Origin of the sequence: Sinomonas sp. G460-2 (assembly GCF_047759905.1) — a bacterium.
Lineage (GTDB): Bacteria > Actinomycetota > Actinomycetes > Actinomycetales > Micrococcaceae > Sinomonas.
Map to the genome: position 1 here is coordinate 1 of NZ_JBKZWT010000015.1, position 24,854 is coordinate 24,854.

Annotated in this window: 16 protein-coding genes and 1 pseudogene; 9 read left to right on the forward strand and 8 right to left on the reverse strand. The window is 65.6% G+C overall.

Annotated elements, in window-relative coordinates:
• The 5 genes and pseudogenes from ACLN58_RS03380 to ACLN58_RS03400 form a co-directional block, all read left to right on the forward strand.
• The coding region (locus ACLN58_RS03380; protein WP_415853870.1) for a recombinase family protein at positions 1-1,300 on the forward strand (1,300 nt) is incomplete at its 5' end.
• A 143-nt stretch (positions 1,301-1,443) separates the two neighbouring features.
• Positions 1,444-5,157, forward strand: coding sequence for a DISARM system helicase DrmA (gene drmA, locus ACLN58_RS03385; protein ID WP_415853871.1), 3,714 nt, complete (start codon positions 1,444-1,446; stop codon positions 5,155-5,157).
• Positions 5,157-7,172, forward strand: coding sequence for a DrmB family protein (gene drmB, locus ACLN58_RS03390; RefSeq protein ID WP_415853872.1), 2,016 nt, complete (start codon positions 5,157-5,159; stop codon positions 7,170-7,172). The genes drmA and drmB overlap by 1 nt, the downstream gene beginning before the upstream one ends.
• Entirely contained in the window at positions 7,162-7,878 is a 717-nt protein-coding gene (gene drmC, locus ACLN58_RS03395) for a DISARM system phospholipase D-like protein DrmC (protein ID WP_415853873.1), read from the forward strand. Before drmB ends, drmC begins: the two co-directional genes overlap by 11 nt.
• A 132-nt stretch (positions 7,879-8,010) precedes the next feature.
• A pseudogene (locus ACLN58_RS03400) lies at positions 8,011-8,906 on the forward strand (integrase core domain-containing protein); the annotation flags it as partial.
• A gap of 228 nt (positions 8,907-9,134) precedes the next feature.
• On the opposite strand, the gene ACLN58_RS03405 reads toward ACLN58_RS03400, so the two are convergent.
• Positions 9,135-9,446 (reverse strand): hypothetical protein, encoded by a 312-nt coding sequence (locus tag ACLN58_RS03405; RefSeq protein ID WP_415853874.1) that lies wholly within the window; start codon positions 9,444-9,446, stop codon positions 9,135-9,137.
• A gap of 191 nt (positions 9,447-9,637) precedes the next feature.
• Here ACLN58_RS03405 and mobF point away from each other — a divergent pair, with 191 nt between their 5' ends.
• The gene (gene mobF / locus ACLN58_RS03410) at positions 9,638-13,084 is read left to right on the forward strand and encodes a MobF family relaxase (RefSeq protein WP_415853875.1); all 3,447 of its coding nucleotides are present in this window, start codon (positions 9,638-9,640) and stop codon (positions 13,082-13,084) included.
• A gap of 744 nt (positions 13,085-13,828) precedes the next feature.
• On the opposite strand, the gene ACLN58_RS03415 is transcribed toward mobF, so the two are convergent.
• The 6 genes from ACLN58_RS03415 to ACLN58_RS03440 form a co-directional block, all read right to left on the reverse strand.
• Positions 13,829-13,972 (reverse strand): hypothetical protein, encoded by a 144-nt coding sequence (locus tag ACLN58_RS03415; protein ID WP_415853876.1) that lies wholly within the window; start codon positions 13,970-13,972, stop codon positions 13,829-13,831.
• Between the two features lie 237 nt (positions 13,973-14,209).
• Positions 14,210-15,151: a hypothetical protein gene (locus ACLN58_RS03420; protein ID WP_415853877.1), complete on the reverse strand. Its 942-nt coding sequence runs from the start codon at positions 15,149-15,151 to the stop codon at positions 14,210-14,212.
• A 56-nt stretch (positions 15,152-15,207) separates the two neighbouring features.
• Entirely contained in the window at positions 15,208-15,699 is a 492-nt protein-coding gene (locus ACLN58_RS03425; RefSeq protein ID WP_415853878.1) for a hypothetical protein, read from the reverse strand.
• Between the two features lie 934 nt (positions 15,700-16,633).
• Complete coding sequence (locus tag ACLN58_RS03430; RefSeq protein WP_415853879.1) at positions 16,634-17,233, reverse strand: RloB family protein; 600 nt, start codon at positions 17,231-17,233, stop codon at positions 16,634-16,636.
• Positions 17,234-17,303: 70 nt separating this feature from the next.
• On the reverse strand, positions 17,304-18,647 hold the full coding sequence (locus tag ACLN58_RS03435) for an AAA family ATPase (RefSeq protein WP_415853880.1): 1,344 nt from the start codon (positions 18,645-18,647) through the stop codon (positions 17,304-17,306).
• A 619-nt stretch (positions 18,648-19,266) separates the two neighbouring features.
• Complete coding sequence (locus ACLN58_RS03440; protein ID WP_415853881.1) at positions 19,267-20,211, reverse strand: DUF5655 domain-containing protein; 945 nt, start codon at positions 20,209-20,211, stop codon at positions 19,267-19,269.
• A gap of 1,362 nt (positions 20,212-21,573) precedes the next feature.
• Here ACLN58_RS03440 and ACLN58_RS03445 point away from each other — a divergent pair.
• Both ACLN58_RS03445 and ACLN58_RS03450 read left to right on the forward strand, forming a co-directional pair.
• The gene (locus ACLN58_RS03445) at positions 21,574-22,239 is read left to right on the forward strand and encodes a hypothetical protein (protein WP_415853882.1); all 666 of its coding nucleotides are present in this window, start codon (positions 21,574-21,576) and stop codon (positions 22,237-22,239) included.
• 335 nt (positions 22,240-22,574) lie between these two features.
• Positions 22,575-23,540, forward strand: a complete 966-nt coding sequence (locus ACLN58_RS03450; RefSeq protein WP_415853883.1) for an IS481 family transposase — start codon at positions 22,575-22,577, stop codon at positions 23,538-23,540.
• Between the two features lie 222 nt (positions 23,541-23,762).
• Here the strand turns inward: ACLN58_RS03450 and ACLN58_RS03455 are convergent, their stop codons facing one another.
• Positions 23,763-23,921, reverse strand: a complete 159-nt coding sequence (locus ACLN58_RS03455; protein WP_415853884.1) for a hypothetical protein — start codon at positions 23,919-23,921, stop codon at positions 23,763-23,765.
• 626 nt (positions 23,922-24,547) lie between these two features.
• Between ACLN58_RS03455 and ACLN58_RS03460 the strand changes: the two genes are divergently transcribed.
• Positions 24,548-24,814, forward strand: coding sequence for a hypothetical protein (locus ACLN58_RS03460; protein ID WP_415853885.1), 267 nt, complete (start codon positions 24,548-24,550; stop codon positions 24,812-24,814).
• Positions 24,815-24,854 lie beyond the last annotated feature (40 nt).

A 24,854-nucleotide genomic window follows, 5' to 3' on the forward strand; every position in this document is an offset into this window, starting at 1 on the left:
CTCCAACGATTTTCGGTTTGCTGGCCCGGTGAATAACAATCAAGCACGTCGTTGCGTCCTCTATGCCCGCCTCAGCGTCACCAAGGAAGAATCCGTCTCGATCGCGCGGCAGCTCCAGTCTTGCCGCCGATACGCCGAGGCCCGTGCCTGGGAGATCGTCGGCGAGTTCGTCGATGACGGCGTATCCGCGACCGCCAACCGTCCCGAGGAGCGTCAAGGCTGGAAATCACTGCTGGCCGCGCACGACTTCGATGCTGTGATCATCTGGAAGGTCGACCGGCTTGCCCGCCGCGTGCTCGATTTCCTCCACGCCGACGAGACCCTCCAGAAGCGCGGCGCAGGCCTTGTCGCGGTTGAAGACCCGATCGACATGACCAGCCCGCAGGGCCGCGCCTTCGCTGTGATGCTCGCCGTATTCGGCGAGATGGAGGCCGAGGCCATCCGGGCGCGTGTGCGTGCCGCCCGCGCTCAGTTGCTCAAGGACGGACGCTGGCCCGGCGGTGGCATCCCGTATGGCTACCAATCGGTTGCCAACCCCGATGGCCCCGGCCGGATCCTCGTTCAGGATCCCGAACGGGTCGGGTGGCTCGCCCAGGCAGTTGCTAGGGCACTCCGAGGCGAAACCGTGAACGCGATCGCGACCTGGCTCACTGACAGCGGCGCGCCCCTGCCCAGCCGCCCGCGCCAGCCCGAGCGCGGGCTCGGATGGAACCGGCAGACGATCGACGGTCTGCTGCGGAACCCGGTGCTCGCAGGGATGACGCCGCACAACCCCGGCCGGGCTAAGAGCGCGAAGCGCGTCGACCCTTTCGCCGTAGTGCGCGACGACCACGGGCACCCCGTGATCAACGAGTCCCTCGCCGTGATCGCAGCCGAGGAGTTTGCCGCCTTGCAGCACATGCTCGACGCTCGCACCGCGCCCCAGACACGCAAACAGGGCGAGCGTCAGCAGACCAGTGCATTCCTATCGCGCGTCGTTCGCTGTGCCGACTGCACGGTCTATCTGTGCCGCGGGACCAACCAGAAGCGCCCGATGCTCTATTGCCCTGCCTGTCGGCAGACGATCGGCCGTACAGCCCTCGATCCTTACCTGGAGGAGCGCCTGCTGACCGAGCGCGCGGCGGAGCTTGCCGGCAGCATTTCCGTCGAGGAGGCGTGGGCGCGTGCCGGTCGCGACGAGAAGGCGCGCCGTGCGGTGCTGATGTCGCAACTGAAGAGTCTGCACATCCGCCGCGGCGTGGTGGGCCGATACTTCGACGAGGATCGGGTGCTGCTCACCTGGCGTTCACCGGAGCAATAGCTGCAGCACGACCGGGGTCCTTCCGCGAATCGACAGGGTGTGCCTTGATGGTGCTGCGGAATCATGAGGAGTTGATGCTTCGTCCTTGACTCTGAGAGTGTCTTCGCCGTCGGACGTCGGTCGTCTGCGGCAGACTGAACCTCATGACGAACAGCAGCGGGGCGGCGGCGCCTGCGGACTCGGGCTACGCCCTCAACTACCCGACCGACGGGACGTCGCTCGCGGTTCGCGAGAATCTCGTGGACATCCTGGAGCGCGAGCTGCTGGGGCCGATCAACGGCGACGAGGAGCTGCTGCCGTTCAGCCCGCGCCAGCAGTATCTGGTGGGGCTCATCGCGCCAGTGAAGCTGACGAACACGTCCGGCTCGGCACTCGAACAGGACGACGCCTACGACCTGACAGAGGTGCGTCTTGACGCCGATGGCGCGAGCGAGGGACGCGGTGTGCCGACGGCCGCCGCGGACGACGGTGAAGCGGACACTGAGGAGGATGACGCCGAGGATCGGGCGCCGAAGCAGGGGCTGATGATTCCCGCGTCGATGGGGCTGCGCTTCCAGGTGCCAGCCGAGCTCGCTTCCTTCGACGTGAGAGCTTCCTGGGGGACTTACGAGACGATTCAGACCGACGAGGTCTCCAAGACCGGGCGCCCGGTGCGGAAGTACCAGCGCACGCCGGTCGAAGAGGTCCGGACCATCGCTCTGGCGGACTTGGCGCCCGGCCACACGGCAACGGTCGTGCTGCGGGATGCTGTCTGCCTGCGGATCGACCGGTACGAAGATCCGGACTACGGGCGTGTGCTGGTGGAGATCGCGCTCTGCAACGACCGGGAGACGCCGCTGCCGATCCCGTCGAACATGTGGATGTTCCAGACGAAGATTCTCATCGACGCGGGCGGCGCCGAGGTGTTCCTACCGGTGCGCGACGTGCTGGAGCAAGCGTGGTCGGAGCACGACGAGGAAGTGTGTCGTCTCGACCTTCAGTACAAGGACCGCCTGGAGTTCGCGATCGGGCGCACCTGCTCGGCGAACTGGGTCGCGCGCAGGGGGTCGCGGCGAGCAACGTCGGTGTCGACGACCTGGCTGCCGACCGCGGAGACGCCGCAGACCCGGGCCGGCGAGGTCGAGGGCGCGACCCTGTCGATGGAGGCGCTCGCGGCGGCCACATCCGATGAGCTGCGGGCAGGGCTTGCGCCCCTCGTATCCGGCTACGGCGAGTGGCTCGACCGGGAGACCGCCGTGGCGGCCGAGCTGCCGGAGCACTTGCGGGAGACCGCCGAGATCGTGCTGGTCGCGGCGCGGCAGGCGCACAAGCGGCTCGTCGAGGGGCTCGACTTCGTTGCCTCCGACGAGACCGGGATGCAGTGCTTCCGGTTCATGAACCGCGTGATGCGCGACCAGCGCATCGCGTCGCAGGTCGCCGAGATGCGTAAGGCGGACTCTGCGCTCACGATAGCCGCGGCGCGCCTAGACCTCGAAGCGGCCGAGGCCAACAGGAAGCCCGTCGCATCATGGCGTCCATTCCAGCTCGCGTTCATCCTGATGCAGCTCGGCGCGCTCACCGACCCGACGGCGAAGCTGCGCAGCAGCGAGAACTTCTCGAAGGTCGAGCTGCTGTTCTTCCCGACCGGCGGTGGCAAGACCGAGGCGTACTTGGGGCTTGCCGCCTACACGTTCGCGATCCGCCGACGACAGGCACTTGTGCACTCCACTGAAGGGCCCTTGAACGGCGGCGACGGCGTCGCCGTGCTCATGCGCTACACGCTGCGCTTGCTCACCGCGCAACAATTCCAGCGCGCGACCGCTCTCGTGTGCGCGGCCGAGCTGGCCCGCCGCGAAGATGAGGCGACCTGGGGGTCTGAGCCGTTCCGGATCGGCTTGTGGGTTGGCACCGACGTGAGCCCGAAGCGTTTCGAGGAGGCTGACGAGCAGCTCAAGAAGGTCAACGACGGCGCCTCGCACCGCCTGACTGTGCTCCAGATTCAGCGCTGCCCCTGGTGCGGCACGGAGATCACGCCCACGAACGTTAAGGGCGACCCGACCTCGCGTCGGGTGTTCGTGCATTGCGGCGACGAGCTGGGCAGGTGCCCGTTCTCCAAGGGCGGTGGCGTGTCCGAGGGGCTGCCAGTGCTCACCATCGACGAGGAGATCTACCGGCTCACCCCGGCGTTCGTCATCGCGACGGTCGACAAGTTCGCCCGGCTCGCCCGCGAAGGAGAGGCGGCGTCGCTGTTCGGGTTTGTGAGCAAACGGTGCGGGAGACACGGGTACGTGCATCCCGACTACACGGCGTGCACCGTCGGCTCGCACCCGGCCAACAACAGCCACCCTGCGGCGACCGTGGTGGCGGTGGACCGGCTGCGACCCCCGGATCTGATCATCCAGGACGAGCTTCACCTGATCACCGGAGCGCTCGGCACAGCGGTGGGACTGTTCGAGGTCACGGTCGCGACGCTCTGCTCGTGGGAGACCCCCGAAGGCAAGCCGGTCAAGCCACTCATCGTCGCCTCCACGGCGACCGTGCGGAACGCAGTGGAGCAGGTGCGACAGCTCTACGGCCGCAAGGTGGAGATCTTCCCGCCGCAGGTGCTCGACGTGGGGGACACCTTCTTCTCGCGCGAGGTAGAAACCTCGAAGGAGAACCCCGGGCGGCGCTACATCGGGGTGAGCGCGCAGGGGGTGCGCTTGTCAAGCGCGGAGATCCGGCTGGCCGAGATCCTGCTGCTGGCCGGGCAGTTGTTGTTCGACCGGACCGGCGGCGAGGCCGATCCGTACATGACGCTCGTCGGCTACTTCAATGCGACGCGAGAACTTGCGGGCATGCGCCGGTACGTGGATGACGACGTGACCGGCCGTGTGCGCCGTCCGCGGCAGGACTCGGGGTTCCCCGTCAGGTCTGGCACGAACTTCGGCATCCTAAACGTCGCCGAGCTGACCTCCCGCATCTCGGGTGCCGACATCGGCAAGACCCTCGACAAGCTCGGCATCGAGTTCGACCCAGATTTCGATACCACCGTCTCGATCCGCGCCCGCGTCGCCGCGTCGCGGGCCAAAGAGACCGTACCGCAACGCGATGGGGAGGCGCCTTTCGACGTCGTGCTCGCAACCTCGATGCTCCAGGTCGGCGTCGACGTGCAGCGCCTCGGGCTGATGCTCGTGGTCGGACAGCCGAAGAACACCGCCGAGTACATCCAGGCTTCATCGCGCGTCGGCCGCGACGCCACACGGCCAGGACTCGTCGTGTCGTTGGGGAACTGGGCCAGACCGCGTGATCTGGCCCACTACGAACAGTTCCGGCACTACCACGAGACCTTCTACAAGCAGGTCGAAGCGCTGTCGGTCACTCCGTTCTCGCCGACCTCCCTGGAACGCGGCATCGACGGCCTGCTCGTCAGCGCCGTGCGCGTCGCTCAGGCGACCGCAACGGACAGCCTCTCGCCCGAACGGCAGGCTTGGAAGATCGCCTCGGAGTACTCGGCGGTCGCCGCTCTCATCGAGCGGCTGAAGGCGCGCATCCTCGCTGCATCCCAGGACGACGACCTGACCAAACGCGCCAGCGACCTGCTCGTCAACCGATTGGACCGCTGGTGCAGTCGCGCCGACTACGCCGCTGAGCTGCACAAGACCCTCGTGTACGAGCGCACCGGCGACGGCGACAAGTACCTGCCGTTGGTCATTAGCCCGGAGAACCAGCGGGCGAAGGCGGGCAGCTCCGCCGAGGCGCCGTTCGTGATCGCGAACTCGATGCGCGAAGTGCAGCCAGAGATCAACATCCTGGTCTCGCCCATCCCGGACAAGCTCTACGCGAGAAGCCCGGCAGGCATCGACGACTGGGCACTGCCGGTCGGGGAGGATTACTGATGACTGACATTGCAGCACTGCTGCTGCCCGACAACGACGATTCCCTCGACCCCCTCGGCGACGCAGAGAAGGGCGAGGCGAAGAACCGCGCCAAGGTCGGCTCCGCCCGCCCCTCTTCGCTGCTATACACCTACGGCCCCGGCGCAATCATGGACCTGCCGGGCTTCTCCGTAATGCCCGCCGGCCTCGACGACTGGGACCCGATCTGGAAGCGCCGCGAGGTCATCCCGACGATCCTCGAACCGCGCCTGCTTAACGTCGTACGCCTTCACCTCGGCCCGCAGGTCGACGCGCTGCGGCCGTTCCCATGGCAGCCGAAGAAGGGCTCAAAATCGACGGAGGGCTCTGACCTCGGCCTGCCGGCACGGGTGTTCCCCCAATGGCTACGCTGCACCCGATGCCACTACCTCGGACCGCTGCCGCGGTTCGCGTACACGAACACACACCCTTTCCGGCCCGACCTCGCGCAGTTCACCCACAAGTGCGCGACCGGTGGCAAGAAGAGCGGCAGCCCGGCCGTCCCCGCGCAACACCTGCTCACATGCACCAACGGGCACCTAGACGAGTTCCCGTACGAGCGGTGGGTGCACAACGGCAGGAAATGCCCCGCGGCCCAGACCCCCGAGCTGAAGATGTTTGACGCCAACGTAGGCAAGAGTGTGGGCTCCACAATCGAATGCCAGGCCTGCAAGGCGCGACGTGGCATGGCTGAGGCGATGGGAGCGGTCGGCCGGGAGAAGCTGCCGCAGATCTGCCGGGGCCGCCATCCGCACCTCGGCGCGTTCTTCCCCGGCTGCGAGGCTCGACCCGCGCTGATTATGATGGGCGCCTCGAACCTCTGGTTCGCGTCGACCCAGAGCATCATCGTCATGCCGCGCACCGACGCTGAGAACCAAGAAGCCCTTGCCGACCAGCTGCGGGTCGAGCTGGGCGTGGAAAAGATCGCCAAGTACGCCGGCAATCCCGACTTCATCCGTGACCTCGCCGAGGGCAAGGTCGACCTCGACGGCGTGACGGATGCCGACCTTGCCAGCGCCGTAGCCGATGTCCTCGCGCCGCCCGAGTCCGAAGAGGCTCGCGAGGAGCGCCGCGCCAACTGGGACCCAATCGAGTTGCTTATCCCTGAATGGCGTTACCTCCAGAAGCCCTCGCTGTTCCCCGAGCAGCAGAACAACACCGGGCTCATGGTCACCGAGAAGCAGCGCGGCCCCGACCTGCACCCGCACATCGCCCGCGTCGTGGGAGTCAATCGGATGAAGCGCGTCAACGCGGTCCTCGGCTTCACCCGCCTCGACGAGATGGATCGCGTCAACGACCTCGCCTCACGCGTGGTGTACCTCACGCGCAACGGCAAGCCGACCTGGGTGCCCGCGACGGAAGACCGTGGCGAGGGCATCTTCCTCCAACTCGACCTCGACGCTGTCGCCCAGTGGGAGAAGTCCACCGAGAAGACGCTGTTGTGGAACGCGCACATCGAAGCACACCGCCGCAACTTTGCACGGCGATTCTCCGAGACCGCAGCTGCCGTCAACCCCGACACCCGACTGCCTGGGCCGCGGTACTGGCTTGTTCACACGCTGTCGCACATTCTCATCCGCGAGATGGCGATGTACTCCGGCTACGGCGCGGCCAGCCTCGCCGAACGCATCTACGCTTGGGACGAGGCCCCGGGGCGCGCCGCCGCCGCCGGGTTGCTGATCTGCACCACCGCATCCGACAGCGAAGGTACGCTCGGCGGACTCGTTGCCCTGTCGGAGCCCCCGAAGCTCCAGGGCATCGTGCTTTCCGCGCTGCGGCGAGCCGCGCGCTGCTCCTCGGACCCGGTGTGCGCCCAGCGCACCCCGGGGGACCCGGAGGACTTCCTGCACGGCGCGGCCTGCCATACCTGCTGCTTCGCATCCGAGACTTCCTGCGAGAAGGCGAATCGCTTCCTCGACCGCCGGTTCCTCCTCGACCTCCCGACATCGAACGGCTCGACGGTGCCGGGATTCTTCGGCAGCATCCATGGCCTCTGACCCGCTGGCCGAACTCGGAAAGCTCCTTACAGCCACAGAAGCCGAACGGCTCGCCATCCAGATTGAAGGAGGCGAGTACACTGTCTCGGCGCTCGCCGAGATCGCTGTCGCGCGCCGCGAGCCAGTCAAGATCCTGCTCGCCGCCGCCAGGCTCGGACACGCAGACCCTGACCGCACCGTCAGCGTGCTGCGGGCGATTGCCGGGGCAAAGACCGTGCTGCGCGAACTGACCCCTGTTTGGACCATGCCCGGCCACGAGGCGAACACCGGCCACCTCACCAGCGAGTTTCACCGCATCGTCCTCAACGCACGCCAATCCGTTACCGCCGCGACCTACAACTTCCAGGACACCTCCCGGATGTGGAAGGCGCTTAAGGAAGCCTCCGAACAGCCCGGCGTCGTCGTCACCGTCTACATGGACGCCGTGGTCGCCGACGTCGTCACCGTCAGGGCGCAGCTCCCCCGAGCCACCGTCTACCGCTCCGCCACGCTCGCGAACGGGAAAACGGTGGTCAGCCACGCAAAGTTCATCGTGGTCGACCACGAGTTGCTCCTGATCACCAGCGCCAACTTCAGTTACTCGGCCGAAAACCGCAACGTGGAGTTCGGCATCCTCGTCCGCGATTCAGCCCTCGCAGAAACTGTCGAACGCACGATGCGCGACCAACACGGCTCGCTCTACGAACTCGTGCAGCAGCGGGGCTGATTGCCCCAGCCCATCGAATCCAGCCCCAACTGAATGTGTTATGACTCAGGACATCGGTGACACTCGTACATCAGGACATCGGTGACAGTTCCGGGGTTCTTCGTGGTGACATTTCAACCGTTGTGATGGAGGGTGCAGAAGAATAGCGATCCCGTTGATCCTCGTGTCCGTCTCGCGATCGCCCGGTGGCCTGACGACGCCCCGCGTGGGTCGGTGACGACGTTCTGCCTCGAGCACGACATCTCCCGCAAGACGTTCTACGCCCTCCGCGCGCGAGCCCGCGACGAGGGGCAGGCCGCGGTACTGAAGCCGCGTTCACGCCGCCCGAAGACGAGCCCCAGCCGGATCACCGACGAGGCATCGCAGCGCTGGATCACGGGCCAAAAGCGTGCACGACAAGATGATCGCCCTCGGCCTGATAGCACCGTCGGTCGGGTCGCTGGCGCGGATCTTCCGGCAGGCCGGCGTCGCCCGAGCAGAGCCACGGAAGAAGCCCCGCGCCTCCTACCGCCGGTTCGTCTACCCGGCGCCGAACGCGTGCTGGCAGCTCGACGCCACCGAGTACGTCCTCGCGCACGGGCGCGAGTGCGTGATCTTCCAGCTGGAGGACGACCACTCCCGTCTCGCCGTCGCCTCCCACGCCACCGGGGAGACCAGCGCGGACGCGATCGTCGTCATGCGCAAGGGCATCGAGAAGCGGGGCGTCCCGCAACGGCTCCTGACCATGGGCTGCGATGAACCCCGCCCGCCGGGGCTGGGAAGGCCAGCTCGCCGCCTACGCGGGAGCGCTCGGGGTGGAGATGATCACCGGCAAGCCCTACAAGCCGACCACGCAAGGCAAGAACGAACGCTTCCACCAGACCCGGTTCCGCTGGCTCGACAAGCAGCCCATCGCTGAGACGATAGCGCAGCTGCAGGAGCAGGTCGACGAATTCGACCTCATCTACAACACCGAGCGCCCTCACCAGGGCCTGCCCGGACGAGTCACCCCGCAGCGTGCTTGGGACGCAACCCCGGTCGCCGAACCACCCCGGCCCCGGCCGGTGCCGCCCCGCCCTGTTCTCCTCCACCCCGCGGTGAAGCGCCCGGCACAGCCCTCGACTTCGAGAACATGCGGGCCGCGAGAGTCAAGAGCAGCGGGGTGATCGCGGTGAAGGGCGTCACCTATCAGATCGCCCGCGAGCTGGCGGGAGAGAAGGTCTACGTCGCCACCTCGGACGAGGGCGTCGCCTTCTACGATCAGGGCGGCGAGCTCCTCATCGAAGCACCCCTGGCCGGCACCGGGCACCAAGCACGTCAGCAACGGCCGGCCCCGCGGCTCCGGCGCGTCCCGTCCCGAAGACATCCGAGACGTCATCCGCAGCACCGGCACCCCGCCCGGCGAATACCATCGCACCGTCCGCGCCGACGGGCGGGTCAGCATCCGCAACGTCGTCTACTGGCTCGGCCAGAAGCACGTCGGGCGTCGCGTCCACGCCGTCGTCGACGTCGAGACCGTTGCCTTCTGCGATGCGGACACCGGAGAGATCATCGCCGAGCACCCCATCCCCGACCCCGGCACCAAGCACGTCGGATACCGCCGCTACGCCCGCAAACTCCCGACCTTCGAGCCCAGCGGCCCAGACCCCGAACTGTCACCGATGTCCTGATACAGAACTGTCACCAGTGTCCTGAGACATCACAGCCTCTTCTGAATGGACGCATGCTACCGCCGGTAGGTCCTGCGCACCTGTCTCTCACAGAGGTGAGGGAGGCGGGCGTGAGGGGCGGTGTGACACTGTTCCGCGGGGACGGCGCGGCCGCGCGCCGGTACGTCGAGTCCGATCGCTCGCGCGCCGACGACTACTACCTCGGCGAGGGGACCGTGGCCGAGTTCGTTCAGCTCGACCGCGACGGCGAGGTCATGGCGATCCGTGACCTGGCCCCGGAGGCGTACGCGGCGTGGGTCGACTGGGCGCACCCGATCACCGGGGAACAGCTGGGCATCCCGCGCCGGGCGGGCGATGGCCGTCTGAGATCGCCGCGCTTCGCGGAGATGGTGGTCAACGCCCCGAAGTCCCTTTCCATCGCCGCGGCCCTGCATCCCGAGGTGTCAGCTGCGCTTGATGCGGCGCAGCAGGACGCCGCCGCCGAGATCCGACGTTGGCTCGCCCGGCATTCGGTGACACGGGTCGGGGCACGCGGGGCGCAGGAGGTTGTGCCGGTCGAGGAACTGCACACGGTCGCGGTCGCGCACCGCACGAGCCGCGCAGGGGATCCGCACCGGCACATCCACCTCCAGATCGGCGCCCGCGTGCGGGCGGCCGGTGCGTGGCGTGCCCTCGACACGGCGGCACTGTTCGCGCAGCAGGGCGCGATCCGAGCGCTCGGCACGGCGGTGATCGCGGCACATCCTGTGCTGGCCGAGGTGCTCGACCGGCACGGGCTGACACTGGATCCGGTCACCGGCGAGGTCGGCGAACTGCGGCCGTTCAACGCGGTGATGAGCAAGCGGGCCGCGCAGGTGGAGCGCAACCTCGACCGACTGACCACCGAGTGGGAGGCCGCGCACCCCGGCGAGACACCCGGGCCGGTGGTCACGGCGCGGTTGCAGGCGAAGGCCTGGGCGCACGGGCGGCCCGCGAAGAAGCCGACCAGCCTCGCCGAGGAGGCGGCCTGGATCGCCGAACTGCGGGAGGGTGGATACGACCCCGCAACCCTGAAGCGATCGGCATTGCCCATGGTGGTTGCGCTCGATGACATCTCCGTCGAGGAGATTGCATCCCGCGCCCTCGACCGCTGCGCCGCTCGCGCCTCCGCATGGACCATGCACACGGTCGCCGAGCACATCACGCACCTGGTGACCGAGTACGGGGTGCGCGCAGCCGGGGAGGAGCTGGGGGAGTTCGTCGCTCTCGCGACCCGACTCGCTCTGGAGGACTGCCTCTCGCTCCTTCCGCCCGGCGCACCCGCACCGGAGCACGTCGCACACCTCACCAGCGTGACCGTGATCGGAGCCGAGACCAGGCTCCGCGACCTCCTCGCCGCCCGCGCCAAAGACGCCGAGCCCGAGCACCCCGGCCTCGGTGGCCTCGCCCAGGCGGACGGCCTGGACACCGACCAGCGCGAGGCAGCCGCGGCCGTTGCATCGGCGGATCCGCTCGTCGTGGTCGAGGGCGCCGCCGGTGCGGGGAAGACGACGATGCTCGCCGCCGCGATCGCGGCCTCCGAACGCGAAGGGCGCCGGGTGCGCGTGGTCGCCCCGACGAATAAGGCCGCACAGGTCGCGGCCGAGGAACTCGGCGTGCCCGCAGACTCGGTCGCGGCCCTCGTGCACGCTCACGGCTGGCGATGGAACGACGACGGCGTCTGGACTCGCCTCGCCCGCGGGGCAATCGACCCCGAGACCGGACGCGCCTGCGACGGCCCGCCCGCCGACGCGCGGATCGGCCGTGGCGAGCGGATCGTGGTCGACGAGGCCGGGATGCTCGACCAGGACACTGCGCTCGCCCTGTTCACCCTCGCCATGGAGTCGGGAGCGAGCGTCGCGCTGGTTGGCGACCGTGCGCAGCTCCCCGCCGTCGGCCGTGGGGGAGTGCTCGACATGGCCGCGCAGATCCGCGGCCGCACATGGCAGATGACCAGCGTGCACCGCTTCGCCGATCCCGCCTACGCCGACCTCACACTCGCGATGCGCGACGGCAGCGACCCAGGCGCCGTGTTCGATCAGCTCACGGCACTCGGTCTCGTCCGGATCCATGCGAGCACGGACGACGCCCAGACGGACCTCGCCGGCACCGCCCGCGACGGCGACGCGATCACCATCGCGACCATCGAGGAAGCCACCGCCCTGAACGAGCGCATCCGCGCCCGCCGAGTCGAGCAGGGCGTCGTCGACGGCGCCCGCACGGCCACGGGCAGCGACGGCCTGAGCATCGGATCGGGCGACCTGATCCAGACCCGACGCAACGACGCCCGGCTCGGCGTCGCCAACCGGCAGATCTGGACCGTGCAGCAGGTCGACGCCGACGGATCGCTGTGGGTGCGCGAGGCCGGCAGCGGTCGAAGGCGCAACACAAGTGTCCGCCTCCCCGCCGACTACGTGGCAGAGCACGCCCACCTCTCCTATGCGGCGACCGCCTACGGTGTCCAGGGCACGACCGCCACGGCGTCGCACACGCTGCTCACCGACCAAACAAGCGCGGCGGCCGTCTACGTCGGTATGACCCGCGGCCGCCAGACGAACCTGCTGCACGTCGTCGCCGAGAACCTCGCCGATACACGGGAACAGTTCGTCGCCGCGATGGAACGCGACCGCGCAGACCGGGGGCTCACCGAGGCGACAGAGCGCGCCCGAGAAGCCGTCACGGACCTCGTCGCGGATGGCCCAGTCGCGCTCGTGAACGCTGAGTGCGCCCGGCTCCGTGAACGGGCCGAGCACGCCGAGCGGGAAGCAGCACGATGGGAGAGGGCCCTGGCTGTCCTGGCTCGGCAGGTCCACCAGCACGACACTGAGCAGGAGCGCCAGGAGCAGATTGTCAACGCAGCCGGCGCTCGCGTCGCCAGGGCTCTCGCCCAGGCGGTGCCACCGTTGGTTCAGCAGGCCACGACGGACGGCGGCGCCTACCTCGTCGCGCAGGCTCGGATGTGGGGCGCGCGCCGCGCACAAAGCGGCGCAGGCGGGTTCCGCAAGCGCGTCGCCACCTGGACGTTGAAGGAGGCGACCGCCGTCCATGACAACGCCGAGCGCGCCACCCGGGACAGGTGGCACGAAGTGCCAAACAATAAGGCCGGTCTCTCCACGTGGGCTCAGGCCGTCGCCGGGCGCGAAGCCGACACCGATCCGCGCGTGATCGAGACACGATGCGAAGCCGAAAAGGCACATCACGACCAGCTGGAACTCACCCACCGCCACAATCGCGAGCACGCGGCCCTGTCTCGCCGCCTGCTCGGAGGCGCCACCCGAAGCGCGGTCGCCGCACGGGCCGGTCGGCTGCGGAAAGAAGCAGCGCAGGACCGCCGAGACCTCTCCCAACTCGAAACTCTCCCGACGGCCCAGGCCGCTCAGCTCGTCCACAACCGGGCGGCGCTGGCCGGGGCCCAGCGTCTCGCCATCGAACAAGCACGACAAGCAGCCGAAGCGCCGGCAAGGCTCCGGGAGTCCCCGACCCAGCAGACCGCACGGCACCGCTCCAGCCCGTCACGCGACATCCGGCCGTCTCTATAGGCGCACCGGTCAGGCACACGCCTAAACGTGTGTAGGTAGGCGTCGCCACGCGACACGACCAGAGCCGAGCGCCCGGTGCCCGCCGCGGGCGGCGGCCGCGGTGCGGGCCTGCGGATGAGGGGCAGGAGCGCTGTAACGAGGAGCGCAGAGAGAACCAACCGGGCGGGGGCCCGAACCCGCAGCGCACGGGCTGGAGCCAACTGGCGTGCGCTCCGTCATTCAAGGCGAGCCCCGGCCCAGTCGTGCATCGCCCAGTCCACGGGATAGCCGGATTCCTCCATGGCGAGGAGCACCGGACCAGGTTCGCGCGGGGACCAGAACGTCCACCACGCGCTGGGGTCCTTGGTTACGATCTCGACATCCCAGATGCGCGGGGGAAGGACGGGTCTGGGCCTGAGGGTTGATCGGCTGCTGCTCGGCCCATCCCGAGGGCGACGGCGATCATCCAGAGGGCGAGCCCGGCGGCTCCGACGAATGCGGCTGCTGCCATGGCCGATCCCGGCTCCCCGAGGGACCATCCGAAGTACGAGAGCCCTCAGCAGCCGAACCAGAAGAGCGTAAATGCAACCGCCAAGAGCGGGAATGCCGGCGCAGTGCTGAATAGTCCGTTCAGGGATGGGCGGGCGAAAAGGCTTTTCCTGTAGGCAGGGCCGGGGATCCTTACCGCGACGATGAGACCGAAGATAAGGGGAGCGACGAGTGCGGGGATCAGGACCCTCCCTTTCGGTGGGTGCAGGTCCGTTATCACCGCCGCCGTTCCCTGGCCGCGGCCTTTTCGACGAGGACGCCAAGCACGGCGACGATGGCGACCGCGCAGGCTGCGGCGGTGATTCGGCGGATGATCATCCAGCGTCTCGCCGACCCTTCGCCCTCTGGCGCAGTCCCCATGGCCGGCAGTATACGGTCCGCATGGGCGGAGGCCGGAGGAGTGCGATAGCCGATTCGAGGTACCTCACCGGCCACCCCCTCTCTCGTGGGCAGTGACAGTGGTGTGGCGGTCAGTCGGCGGAGCGGCCGGTCAGAGCCGGCGGTGATCACTGCGGCTGGAGGCTCGACGGCGAGCAGTCCCTGCCAGTCGCTCAATCGGCCGTTGGTCTCGATCCTTTCTGAGCCAGCGGCCGCCGTTCATTCGAGATGGAATTCGACGCGGTACTTCATGAACCGGATGTTCGGGGCGACACTCAGCGCCCGGCGGATCCGCGCGTCGTCTTCCCGGCCGATGATGATCCCCTCGACCGACTGCCCCGGCTCCAGCAGCTCCTCCTGCACGTAGCCCATGTACCGCTGGATCTGCCCGACGACGACATCGCTGACGCGCCCGCGCTTGAGTTCGACCACGAGCAGCCGCTTCCGGTCCCTGCTGATGGCGAGGATGTCCATGGGTCCAGTGTCTGTTGGGTACTGCTGTCCCTTGACCTCACCGTCTTCTGTATAGATGTCGTAGTCCCGTCCGAGCGGAGTGCTGCGCCAGTTGTGCGCGAGGAAGTCTTCGAGCTGCTTCTCCATTTGGAACGCAAGCTCGTGCTCGACTTCGGCGGCCTGCACGGCTGCCAGCGGAGGGGCCGCCGCTTGCGCGGCCGGGGTGATGGCGCCGGTGAGGCTGGCCAGTTCTGCGGCGTACCCCGTGAGTGAATAAGCGGTCTGGGGTGTCTGGGCCGCCGCTGCGAGTTCTGGACTCATCTCGTCCAGCGTGATCGGCCGCGGACGCCACTCGACCCGACGGCGGTGCGGCAGGATCGCCTCGGGGAAGTACTCGTAGCCTCCGATGACGGTTCCGCTCGCGAACGACTGGTCCGCCTTTCGGGTGAGCACGAAATCACCCTCGCGGATCCCTTCGCAGGCGACCCACATGTTCCCCATCGAGAGACCAGCCGAGCGCCTGTTCTTGCCAGGATTCCTGTCGAGCCAGACATCGTTCATGATCCGGTGGAATTCCGCGGAGCCCTTCCCCAGATTGGGTCCGAGGTCGAAGTCGATGTCGTAGTCCACGCCGAGATACCCGGCCTCGATCATCTCTTCGGCGTGCTTTCCGCCGGAGCCAAGTCGGACCATCCAGTACTCGGTCATGCTTTCTCCTTGATGTGTTCTTCCGTTTCGCTGTGCCAGCAGGAACCCCGTGGCAGCTACTCCCTGAACTCCAGCACGGGCAGGCTGGCGACCTTGGTCGCGCGCCGCTGCCCTGCGCGGGGCGCGTCCCATTCCACGACGAGTCGGCCCGCGAGGGATGCAAGGAAGTCGCTGGGGCGCAGGTCGAAGATGCGGTAGCGGTCACCCTGCTGCACAGGGAGTTGACCGAGATTCTCGTACGTTCCGAAGAGCCGGGAACAATGCCCGCCGTCTGCAATCATGATCACCCAGTAGCGGGGAGGACCGGAGATAAACCGCCGAGCCGAGAAGCTCTGTTCCCGGGTGTAGGCGAGGATTTTGTTGGGGTCGTTGAGGTCTTCCGGCGCCTGTATCTGCTCATGTCCACCGGGGATGTAGGCGTGCCGGATGACGTGGATGTCTTCGACGCCGATAGCTGGAATGTGGGCCTTGCCGTGGTCCTCCAGCAAGCTGCCGAGCGTGAGGGCCGCGGCGGTGGGCGCACCCTCAAGGGGGCGGGTATCACTCATGGAAGACAGGCTATGTCTTCCGGGGAGGACAAAACTCGTTGGGCACGTTCGACTCGAAGGAATCCACTGAGTGACGGGCGGCAATATGCCGAGGGGACCTCACCGCTGCTGCTGCCCACTCTCATTGAGATGTAGGTGGGGTTCGAGACCGCCGTGGAGCTGCGCGGTCGTGGCCAGCGTCTCGGGATGTACGACACGGGCACTGGCGATTGCAGCGATGAAGTCGTCAGGACACTCGCGGGCGTGTTCTAGCCAGCGGCCGGCGATCCGTGCTGCGACGCGGAGGGAATCACAGGCCAAGGTCGCTCCCGGCTTTTGAGGAACGCGCGGTCTGTGACTCCGAGGATGAGGGTGCTTCCCTCTCGGTGAGAGTTCCGGGGCCCGGAGGATTTCGGCAGCCAGCGCGATATTCGTGCGACCTGCAGGCTCATTGGGGTCAATGTGAACTGCAGCCCGCGGATCCGCTTGTACGTGGACGCTTCGAGGATCGCGGCCGTTCGTCCAGCTCGTCATCGGCGAGCGGTTTGGGCGCCTTCAGCTTCTCGCGGGCGCCAGGTCTCCCGGGTGCGGGGAAGCCCTTGGTGCCCCGGGCCAGCAGGACCATCGTCGGGATCTCCGAGCAACCACCTCATCCCGCTCGGGTTCCCGGGGCCTCCTCGCCGATGTCATCCTCGAAGCGCTCCCGGCGTGGTAGTTATAGTTGGGTCCGATGCCCTGCCCAGCTACGCGATCCCGCAGCCGGGCTCACGCACGGTGACGGACTTCAGCGATTCGTAGCGGCTTTCCGTTCCCGGGCTCGACCCGTCTTGCTTCGCATGCGTTCCGAGACACCGAGGTTAGGAGACACGAGTTCGGCCCGGGATCGACATGTAGGGCGCTCACGTCGTGGGTGCACATGCCGGTTTCTTTGCTCTCACGCCAACCCGATCCCCAGTCAGAGTCCTGCCTTCAGATTCGGGTTCGACCGCAAAGCGCGGTCACGAAGGCCGCCGACAAGGAGATCGACGTCGCTCGCTGGGACGTCGTGGGGGAAAACTGTTTTGGCTGATTCGTGCGCAGCAGCATGTCGGCGAGCGTGGGTAGCAGCGACGTCAAACTTGCCGCGAAGCTTATCGATAATGATGTTCTTTACTTTGTCGGCATCGACCAGACCCTGTCTTTTGGCCAGGTCTTGCGCTTGGTGGCGATCAAGCTTGGCAGCTGATCCGTCAACGTGCATACTCAGCCACGCTTCAAAGCATGGGTTCGTGATCGCAAGGCGCACGCCGGTGCCCCTTGCCCTTTCCTTAACCTGCTTGAGCTCGTCAACAAACTCATCGACATCAGAGACGACCCATACCTCGTCATAGACGTTGTCAGAATCGCCACTTTTCTTCGCATCACGTTTATCGCGATCCCTGAGATCGATAGCGTGCTCGTAGAGCTTCATTGGCGTCCATCCCTCAGCGACGAGTTCGATGTCGATGCCCGCCGTGCGAAGTTCTCCCTTAACGTACTCAAAGTACTGGCGTTCTGTGCGGATACCACCGAGCACGATTAGCAGACGCGGCCGGCGCTCACGCGTACCGCTGGCGCGAGCCCCAGCGCGCTTGCCCTGGAACGGACTACTTGACGGCATGGAAAGCCTCATTCTCGCCGCCAGAGGCCGAGCGACTCGCGAATCCCTCGAAGACGGAAAGCATCGGGATTCCCCCGTAGCGGCCCGTGAGGTAGCCTCGAGCAAGATTCTCAGACGCACGGGGTGTTCGGTACTCTGAAAGCGCTACGAGAGATGCCGCTCCATCAGGGCCCTTCTCCGTAAGCCAAATCTGGTCGCGCTTCAGGAGTCCGTCGCCATGGCCAGCCGCATTTAGCAGCGTGACATCATGTGTGGTAACGATGAGTTGTGCCTGCCGTGGGTTAGTCTCCTCTCGCGCAAATAGAGAGAGCAGTTCAGCGACGAGCAGTGGATGCAGGCTTGAGTCGATTTCATCTACCACTATCGTGCTTCCCGAGTTCAGAGCCTTCAGGGCGATCGATGCGAACGACAGCAATGCGCGGGTCCCTTCACTTTCCCAGGAAAGAGGGAAGGGAACCGCACCATCAGTCCCTGTGTGAGTCAACTGAAGTGTGCGGGAAAAACGCTCGGCAAACTCTTCATCTCTTTCTGACTCTGACTCGGAACTGCCCATTAGCTCGCGGACAAGGCCCAGAACGCGCTCCATGTCGTCGCGGCTCACATCTCGGTCGACAATTTGCAAATCGCGGATACCGAGGTCTGCGCGCGAGAGGACGTCCGCCAACTGCTCCGCGATACCTGGCTCTTCATCGATCATGTCCATGATATGCATGTGCTCCGCGCCGTATTCACGCGCGTCGTAGGTTCGCAGTTGGGTCACGATCCAGTTATAAGCAGCAAGCACAGTCTCGTTTCCGAGTTGGGCTGCAATTGATAGTACCAGAGAATTCTTTCTAGAGCTTGCGGCTTCATCTATGGCAATTCGACTTCCGCGAAAGGTATTGCCGAACGATATATTTTCAACGTCGCGTTCGAATAGTGTGGTGCGACTGGGGGTACGGTAAGCGTATAGCCACTCCGCCTCGATTTGTTTCCTTGCGGCGCGGAATCCGTAGACGTAATCTACGCCGTCCTTGGCTCGGAACTCGATTTCGAAGTCGGACGGCTGCCGCTCGGTCCCGGGATCAAGTCGGAAGGGCAAAACGTGCGTGGAACCCCCGACCGTCCAGCGATTGTACGAGTCGCGTACGGCCCTATGTAGATACTCCAGGGCCGCGTATAGGGTCGACTTGCCCGATGCGTTGGCGCCATATATCGCCGCGACAGGGCTGATCGACGAGTCCCAGTCTGGGTCATCGCCGCCCGATCGGAGGCCTCGTGCACGACGGAGACTAAGTTCCTGCGGGTCGCGAAAGGCGCGGAAGTTCGTTGTTCGGAACGCTATCAGCATCGGATCGTCCGTTCTCTCTTCGATCAGAGCTACTTTAGCGCAGTTTTCCTGCGCCAGGCGCCTTCTGATCGTAGACTATGTTCTCTTTCAGCAAAACCGTACCCTCAAGGCCGTCATGGAGAGGCGGTGCTCAGACGTCGCTGAGGCTGCCGCGGCGAGTTCCTAGAGCCCCATCAATAGCGGAACAGGCCGCTTGTCGGCGGTGTGCGGTCTCCGTCATCCGACGTCCGACGATCTGCCCTCGGCGGCCTAGTCGCTTTACGCAGTGCCTCAAAACCCTAGGGATGCAAGACGTCTCACTCACCCCGGCGACGGCCGCCAGTGTAATTGCTTCGACTACCGAGGAGTGGCGCGAGTTCGTCCGCGGCCGGCGATTCTCGTAACCATGTTTCGGAACCTTCTGCCCGGACAGGGGTGGTCGTCGTTGGTTTCGAGACACGTCGGAGCGGCCCATGGTGGCACCTTCGCTCGGGGCGGAGGCCTTAGTTGACCAGCATTTCGCGGCAAGGGCCAGGAGGGCGGCGTCGTATACGCTGTTGGCCTTCGGGCGATGTAGCTTTTGGGTCTGCGTGCACCCGCTCGGCCCGCTCGCGAGAGCGGGCGATGGCGAGTCGGGACGCTAGTTTGCCGTGTAGGCCTGACGGGTGAGTTCTTCCACCTGAGTCCACCGTGAATCGTCGCTGACCCGTAGCTCCAGGTCGCCGGTGCCGAAATGCCCGATGCTTCTTACATCCCGGCTGAATCCCTCTTGCAGCTCGACGGTCTCAGGGTCCAGCTTCAGATAGACCAGTAGGTTCCTCGAGGAAGGATGAACTTCTACGCAGGCGAAGTTCTTCAGCCGGCGGAAGGCGAAGTACTGGGACCTTTCATTCTTGACCACGTCATCGCCGAGGGAGAGGGCGAAGGTCTCGAACTTTTCGTAGAGTTGCACCAGTCCCTGGTCGGCCTGGGCCAGCAGTTCGGCGACGGTTTTCGACCGGGCAGTCTTCCTGCCCGGGGCTCCCGGGGCGGCGGGAGCAAGTGCGGCCGGCGGCTTCCGGGTTACGGCCGTTGTCTCGGTCGATACAGAGGTCACCAGTTCGATGGCCAGAAGCTCGGAACCGAAGTCCCGGTACCGGACCAGCTCGACGTTGCGGTCGATCTGCCGGACCGCATATTCGTCGTAGCGGGTGAAGTCGTTGGCGACGCAGATCAGTCGGGGTGCGGACCAGTCGATGCCGGTCGCGGCGTCCGTCCCGAGCCTACCTGAGACGAGGATCTGGAACTCACCCTTATGGTCCATGAGCCAGTCCAGATAGAAGAGGCCCTGGTTGATGACGTTCTCGTTGGTCGTGCGTTTGTACTCGAAGATGACTGGCGAGCCGTTCTCGTCCAGGCCCAGGGAGTCTATCCGGCCGCGGTGAACCTTGCCTGTGGTGTATTCGCTGGCCAGGAAACGCACCCCGAACGTGGTCTCCATGTTCTCCTCGATGAGGGTTTGGAGATTGCGTTCGAGGGCCACGGTCTGGGACGTGAGCTCCGTGGCTTTGCCGCCGTCGATACGGAACAGTTTGAGATCGGACACAGGCCGACTCTCTCACCGGAAGCCCCGTACGGACGAATTAGCACGCACGTCCGGCACGTTCACCTTGAAGAAACCGCCTGGCTCATCACCGCATGCGCTGGACGCACCGCATCCTGAACTGCACCCCACAGAACTGCAACGGCTCATCGCTGCAGGCGCGGGGAGCACGGGGCTGACAGCGGAAACGCTGCGCCAGTTCGAGGGCTCGTCCCCGCGGGCGGGGGAGCATGTCTGGAACGTCCCGTTCGACTTGGCCCGGATAGCCTCTGCCCGCTCAGAAAGCATCGACCCCATACTCCGCCGGGATCGCGGCACCAACGCCGTACCCTCGATCAGCTAATCGGACACTACATGAGCCGGAAAAGGCGGCGACAAGGCCGTGAGCCCATCGTGTGCCCCGCATGAGGGGATAAACCCTGGACACCGCCGCTCGGTCTGACAGGACTTCAAGTGTGACCCGCGTGTGCGCGGATGAGCCCGGCTGATCCTTCGGCCACTCGAACACGGTCCCTCGTACCCGCGCATGCGGGCATGAGCTCGAAATCACTCCGCTCTACAACCAGCACTATGAGTGTGACTCGCGACTGCGGGGATGAGCCCTTGAAAACTGCCACCCGTCGTACCCGTGCCGGTATGCACCCTGCGCTTGGGCGGAGATGAGCCTTGTTGCGTCCGGCAGAGTGGTGTTCGGTGTGGCGATTGCTTTGCCTGCCCCACGCCCGTGGGGATGAGCCCGTGGTGGGTGCGTACCTGGCGGCGATGAAGACCGCGTGCCCTGCTGCTGTCGTGTTGAGCTACACAAGATGGACGAGCTGCGGTCAGCGTAGCCGGTTTCACTGCGCTTGCGAGATGAGCCCATGCAGTACCTTGCCCCCGTGCCGGCGGGGCAAGCCGTGGTGGACCTGCTGCAACAACGGAGGCTGTCCGTCTTTCTCGGGGATGACCCCATACGTGGTCCCAAGCGTCGGCCTCGCGTTGGCGGCGATGAGCCTTGCCAGAAGGGTCAGCCGAAAAGGTCTCCCAGCCCGGGGAAGGCAACACAGCTAATGTTCGCTGATCCGTCCTCCAGAATGCGCTGGGCATCGCAACGATCGCATTGCGCCAGGATCCGAGGTCAAGGCCTTACGATAGGCTCAGCGCTTCTGGAATTAAGAGGGAACAATGAGCAAACCGCGACTAAGAAGGCTACCGAAAAAGCGGAGCCTTGGAGTGCACGTGAAGATGCTAACTGAGCCGTACTCCCGGAAGATGCTGTCGATCTCTGTGAATAGGGCGGATGGTGGGGTCATGGTAATCCCTCACCTTGAGAATTGGGCAGAGGCTACGTGTTCCCGATTAGTGGTTCCCTTTTATGGTGGACTCTTGCCGGACGAGGGCAGCTATGTCGCCACCGGCCCTGACAACAAACCGAAGCTCCATTACCATCGCTCAGGAATGACGTCGGTTCAGCCCGCGAAGTCCCAAGGTGGAGAAGGACGAAGGACTGTTCATCTGTCTTCGATGGACGATTTAGATGCCGTCCAGATATTCTCGGTTTCAGCACGCGTTCCGGGGCGCCTTCCATGGAACCGCCGTCCGATATCTGGAGACGTAGTATCCATCATGGATAGGCCCGATGTCAAATCATTGCTGATGAGCGGCGTTATCTACGACCGAAATCAAATTCCGGAATCTAGCATCGGGGGCCTGATCGAAGGCGCACCAGTTAACTTGGCATCAGGGAGCAATAACACAGTGCTGGTCGACCTGTCAGGGTATGGGCTTGAGGCCGTGCTGGGCTTGCATTTCAACCCCATGCCCGAGAAGCTCCCGGTCTTTGCAGCAGATTTCAGTTTGGTGAGCTTCCATCTCCCGCACATCAACACGGAAGGCGCAGTGGCCATCCATGCTGGCCCCGGAATCCCATTTGCAGCCCTAATGCATCCGATTCCATCGGTTGCCGCTATACATCAGGTCGCTGCCATCGACTTGATTCCATCGAACGTTCCTATGATCCTTCCGGAAGCACAAATTAGCGGCGACGCCTAATGCCGTGGGCTCCTCGTTCGGGGGACGGGCCGGGTGTCTCGGTCGTCAGGTAAAGGCGCCATCGGCAGATTTAGCGACGGCGGTCGGCATCGACGACGACCAGGAGGAGGGTCTCGTCCTGGATGCGGTAGAGGATGCGTAGTCGCCGGTGCGGACGCGCCATTCGAGCTGGCTGGTGAGCTTCATCGCGGCGGGCGCGGGTCGTCGGCGAGGAGCTCGACGGCCGCCTAGATGTACTCGGCCAGGACGTCGGTAGCGGCGAGCCTGGTTGAACGTGGGAGAACCTCCGGGTGGGATGTGGCTTGTCTAAGGCCCACTCCAACCCGGAGGTTCTCATGTCCCACCGTAACGCCCGGCTGACCGTCCATGGCCGCAGGCTGATCGTCGACCGGCACCAGGCCGGTTGGAAGCAGGCCCATATCGCCGCGGCGATGGGCATCTCCCGCAAATGCGTGAAGACCTGGATCGACCGCTACGCCGTCGAAGGCGAAGCGGGCCTGGAGACCCGGTCCTCGCGGCCGCACACGATGCCCGCCCGGACCGCGCCCGAGGTCGAGCAGGCGGTCCTGGCTGCCCGGGCCGAGCACCGCGAAGGCCCCGACGTGCTGGGCCCGAAGGTGGGGGTCCCGGCCAGGACGGTGTCGCGGATCCTGCGCCGGCACGGGGTGCCCTGCCTGCGCGAGTGCGACCCGATGACCGGCGATCCCATCCGCTCCTCGAAGTCCACCGCGGTCCGCTACGAGCGCGTCCGGCCCGGCGAGCTGGTCCACATGGACGTCAAGAAGCTCGGCCGGATCCCCGACGGCGGCGGGTGGAGGGCTTTGGGCCGGGCCGAGGGAAACCGCGCCCGCAAGACCACGATCGGCTACGACTACGTCCACTCGCTGGTCGATGACCACTCCCGGCTGGCCTACTCAGAGATCCTCCCGGACGAGAAGGGGACCACCTGCGCCGGGTTCCTCGAACGCGCCGCGGCCTACTTCGCGGCCAAGGGCATCGCACGGATCGAACGCCTCATGACCGACAATGCCTTCGCCTACCGCCACTCCAACGACCTCAAGCGCGTCTGCGCCGCCTTGGGCGTCAAGCAGAAGTTCATCAGGCCCCACTGCCCCTGGCAGAACGGCAAGGTCGAGCGCCTCAACCGCACCCTGGCCACCGAATGGGCCTACCGGCGCCCCTTCACCAGCAACACCGAACGCCAAGCAGCACTTGCGCCATGGATCGAGCACTACAACACTGTCCGAAGCCACAGCGCACTCAACGGCAAGCCCCCGATCAGCCGACTGCAACCAACCTGATGGCCGGGTACACCTAGAGGCGGCGCTTGGCTCGGGGCGGTAATTTCCTGATCGAGCTGCGGGCGGCCGGGAGCATCTCGAAGCGGCGGCTCATTCGAGTCCCAGGTCGCGCTTGACGTCCTCCAGAGCACGCGGGTCTCCCCGAGCCGTTCGGTTTCCTCCCAGGCCGCGTCCACGGCGCAGATGTGGGCGATCTCCCCCCAACAGCGGGCACGAGCCCGTCTACCTGACCCACAGGGACCACCCGGTCGCCGCGATCGTCGACGCCGAGCAGCTGCGCCAGCTCCTCCCAAACGCCGCGGCCTCGTCGACCAAGGCGGACGGCCGGCCGCGCTCGCCGATGATCGTCACTTCGCTCGTGGCTGAATGGTACACAAACATGTACATTCTCAGCCAGTCCGGACTGCGCTCTACTACTATGTAGGTTTTCGCCGATAACGTATTCTTTGAACTAGCAACTGATGGTGAGCTGTCGATTATGCGAATCTTCTCACCCGCCCAATATTGCGGTCGCTCCCGAGCCCGGTCTTGGTCTCCGCCTTCAGTGTCGAGGCGATGACCCAGTCCCGGAACTCGTCGGCCTCAATGCCGCCGACCCGCTTGGGAAGAGGTGCTGCGGGTGCCCGTATTGGGGGCCCATATCACATGGCGTCTCGGTGCCCATCAAATACCCATCGAAAACACCCGTGACCGACCGTGAATGACCCGGTAGAATCCACATGGGGGAGTCGCCCGATTCCCCGTCTGACCAGGGAAAACTCGAGATTTCCGCAGTCTTCCGGAGGGTTCAAAAACCCTCCAAGGGGTCGCAGGTTCAAATCCTGTCAGCCCGACCATTTTGCTCTTGTTGGAAACATGGGCATGAGAACTCGATAGATAACTCGGGAGATTCTCGACGGAAACGGCGGGGATCTCTTGTTTTTCGTCCTTGTGGTCCGCTGCCTTGACTGTGGTGTAGTCGGCGTGGCTAGGGTGGGTGCGTCGGGCTGTTGCGTAGAGATCCTTGGATGGTCAGCCTCCGGTGGATCGGGGAGGACGCCCCGTTCAACCGCATCGGCGGGCGCGCCCGTGTTGGCGACGGCTTCACCCTCCATATGGGCACCGGAAGCCTGAGCTACCGGGTTGCGGCCGTTGCAAGCTACACCAAGGCCAGCTTGGCCAGCTCATCGATCTGGGACATCTATCCCGGCAGAGTCGTGCTGATCACCTGCGATCAGACCGATCCGTGGGGGAAGAACACGGTGATCGCTGCAGAGCCCACGGCATCGCGCTAAGAAGGCATGTTTGGCGAGGGTTCCGCGGTAGCACGCAGAT

Coding starts and splice junctions, on each gene's coding strand:
- ACLN58_RS03460 (WP_415853885.1), top strand. CDS start 24,548: ATGGTCAGCCTCCGGTGGATCGGGGAGGACGCCCCGTTCAACCGCATC.
- drmA (WP_415853871.1), top strand. CDS start 1,444: ATGACGAACAGCAGCGGGGCGGCGGCGCCTGCGGACTCGGGCTACGCC.
- ACLN58_RS03455 (WP_415853884.1), bottom strand. CDS start 23,921: ATGTTTGTGTACCATTCAGCCACGAGCGAAGTGACGATCATCGGCGAG.
- ACLN58_RS03450 (WP_415853883.1), top strand. CDS start 22,575: ATGTCCCACCGTAACGCCCGGCTGACCGTCCATGGCCGCAGGCTGATC.
- ACLN58_RS03425 (WP_415853878.1), bottom strand. CDS start 15,699: ATGAGTGATACCCGCCCCCTTGAGGGTGCGCCCACCGCCGCGGCCCTC.
- drmB (WP_415853872.1), top strand. CDS start 5,157: ATGACTGACATTGCAGCACTGCTGCTGCCCGACAACGACGATTCCCTC.
- ACLN58_RS03420 (WP_415853877.1), bottom strand. CDS start 15,151: ATGACCGAGTACTGGATGGTCCGACTTGGCTCCGGCGGAAAGCACGCC.
- ACLN58_RS03435 (WP_415853880.1), bottom strand. CDS start 18,647: ATGCTGATAGCGTTCCGAACAACGAACTTCCGCGCCTTTCGCGACCCG.
- ACLN58_RS03415 (WP_415853876.1), bottom strand. CDS start 13,972: ATGGGGACTGCGCCAGAGGGCGAAGGGTCGGCGAGACGCTGGATGATC.
- drmC (WP_415853873.1), top strand. CDS start 7,162: ATGGCCTCTGACCCGCTGGCCGAACTCGGAAAGCTCCTTACAGCCACA.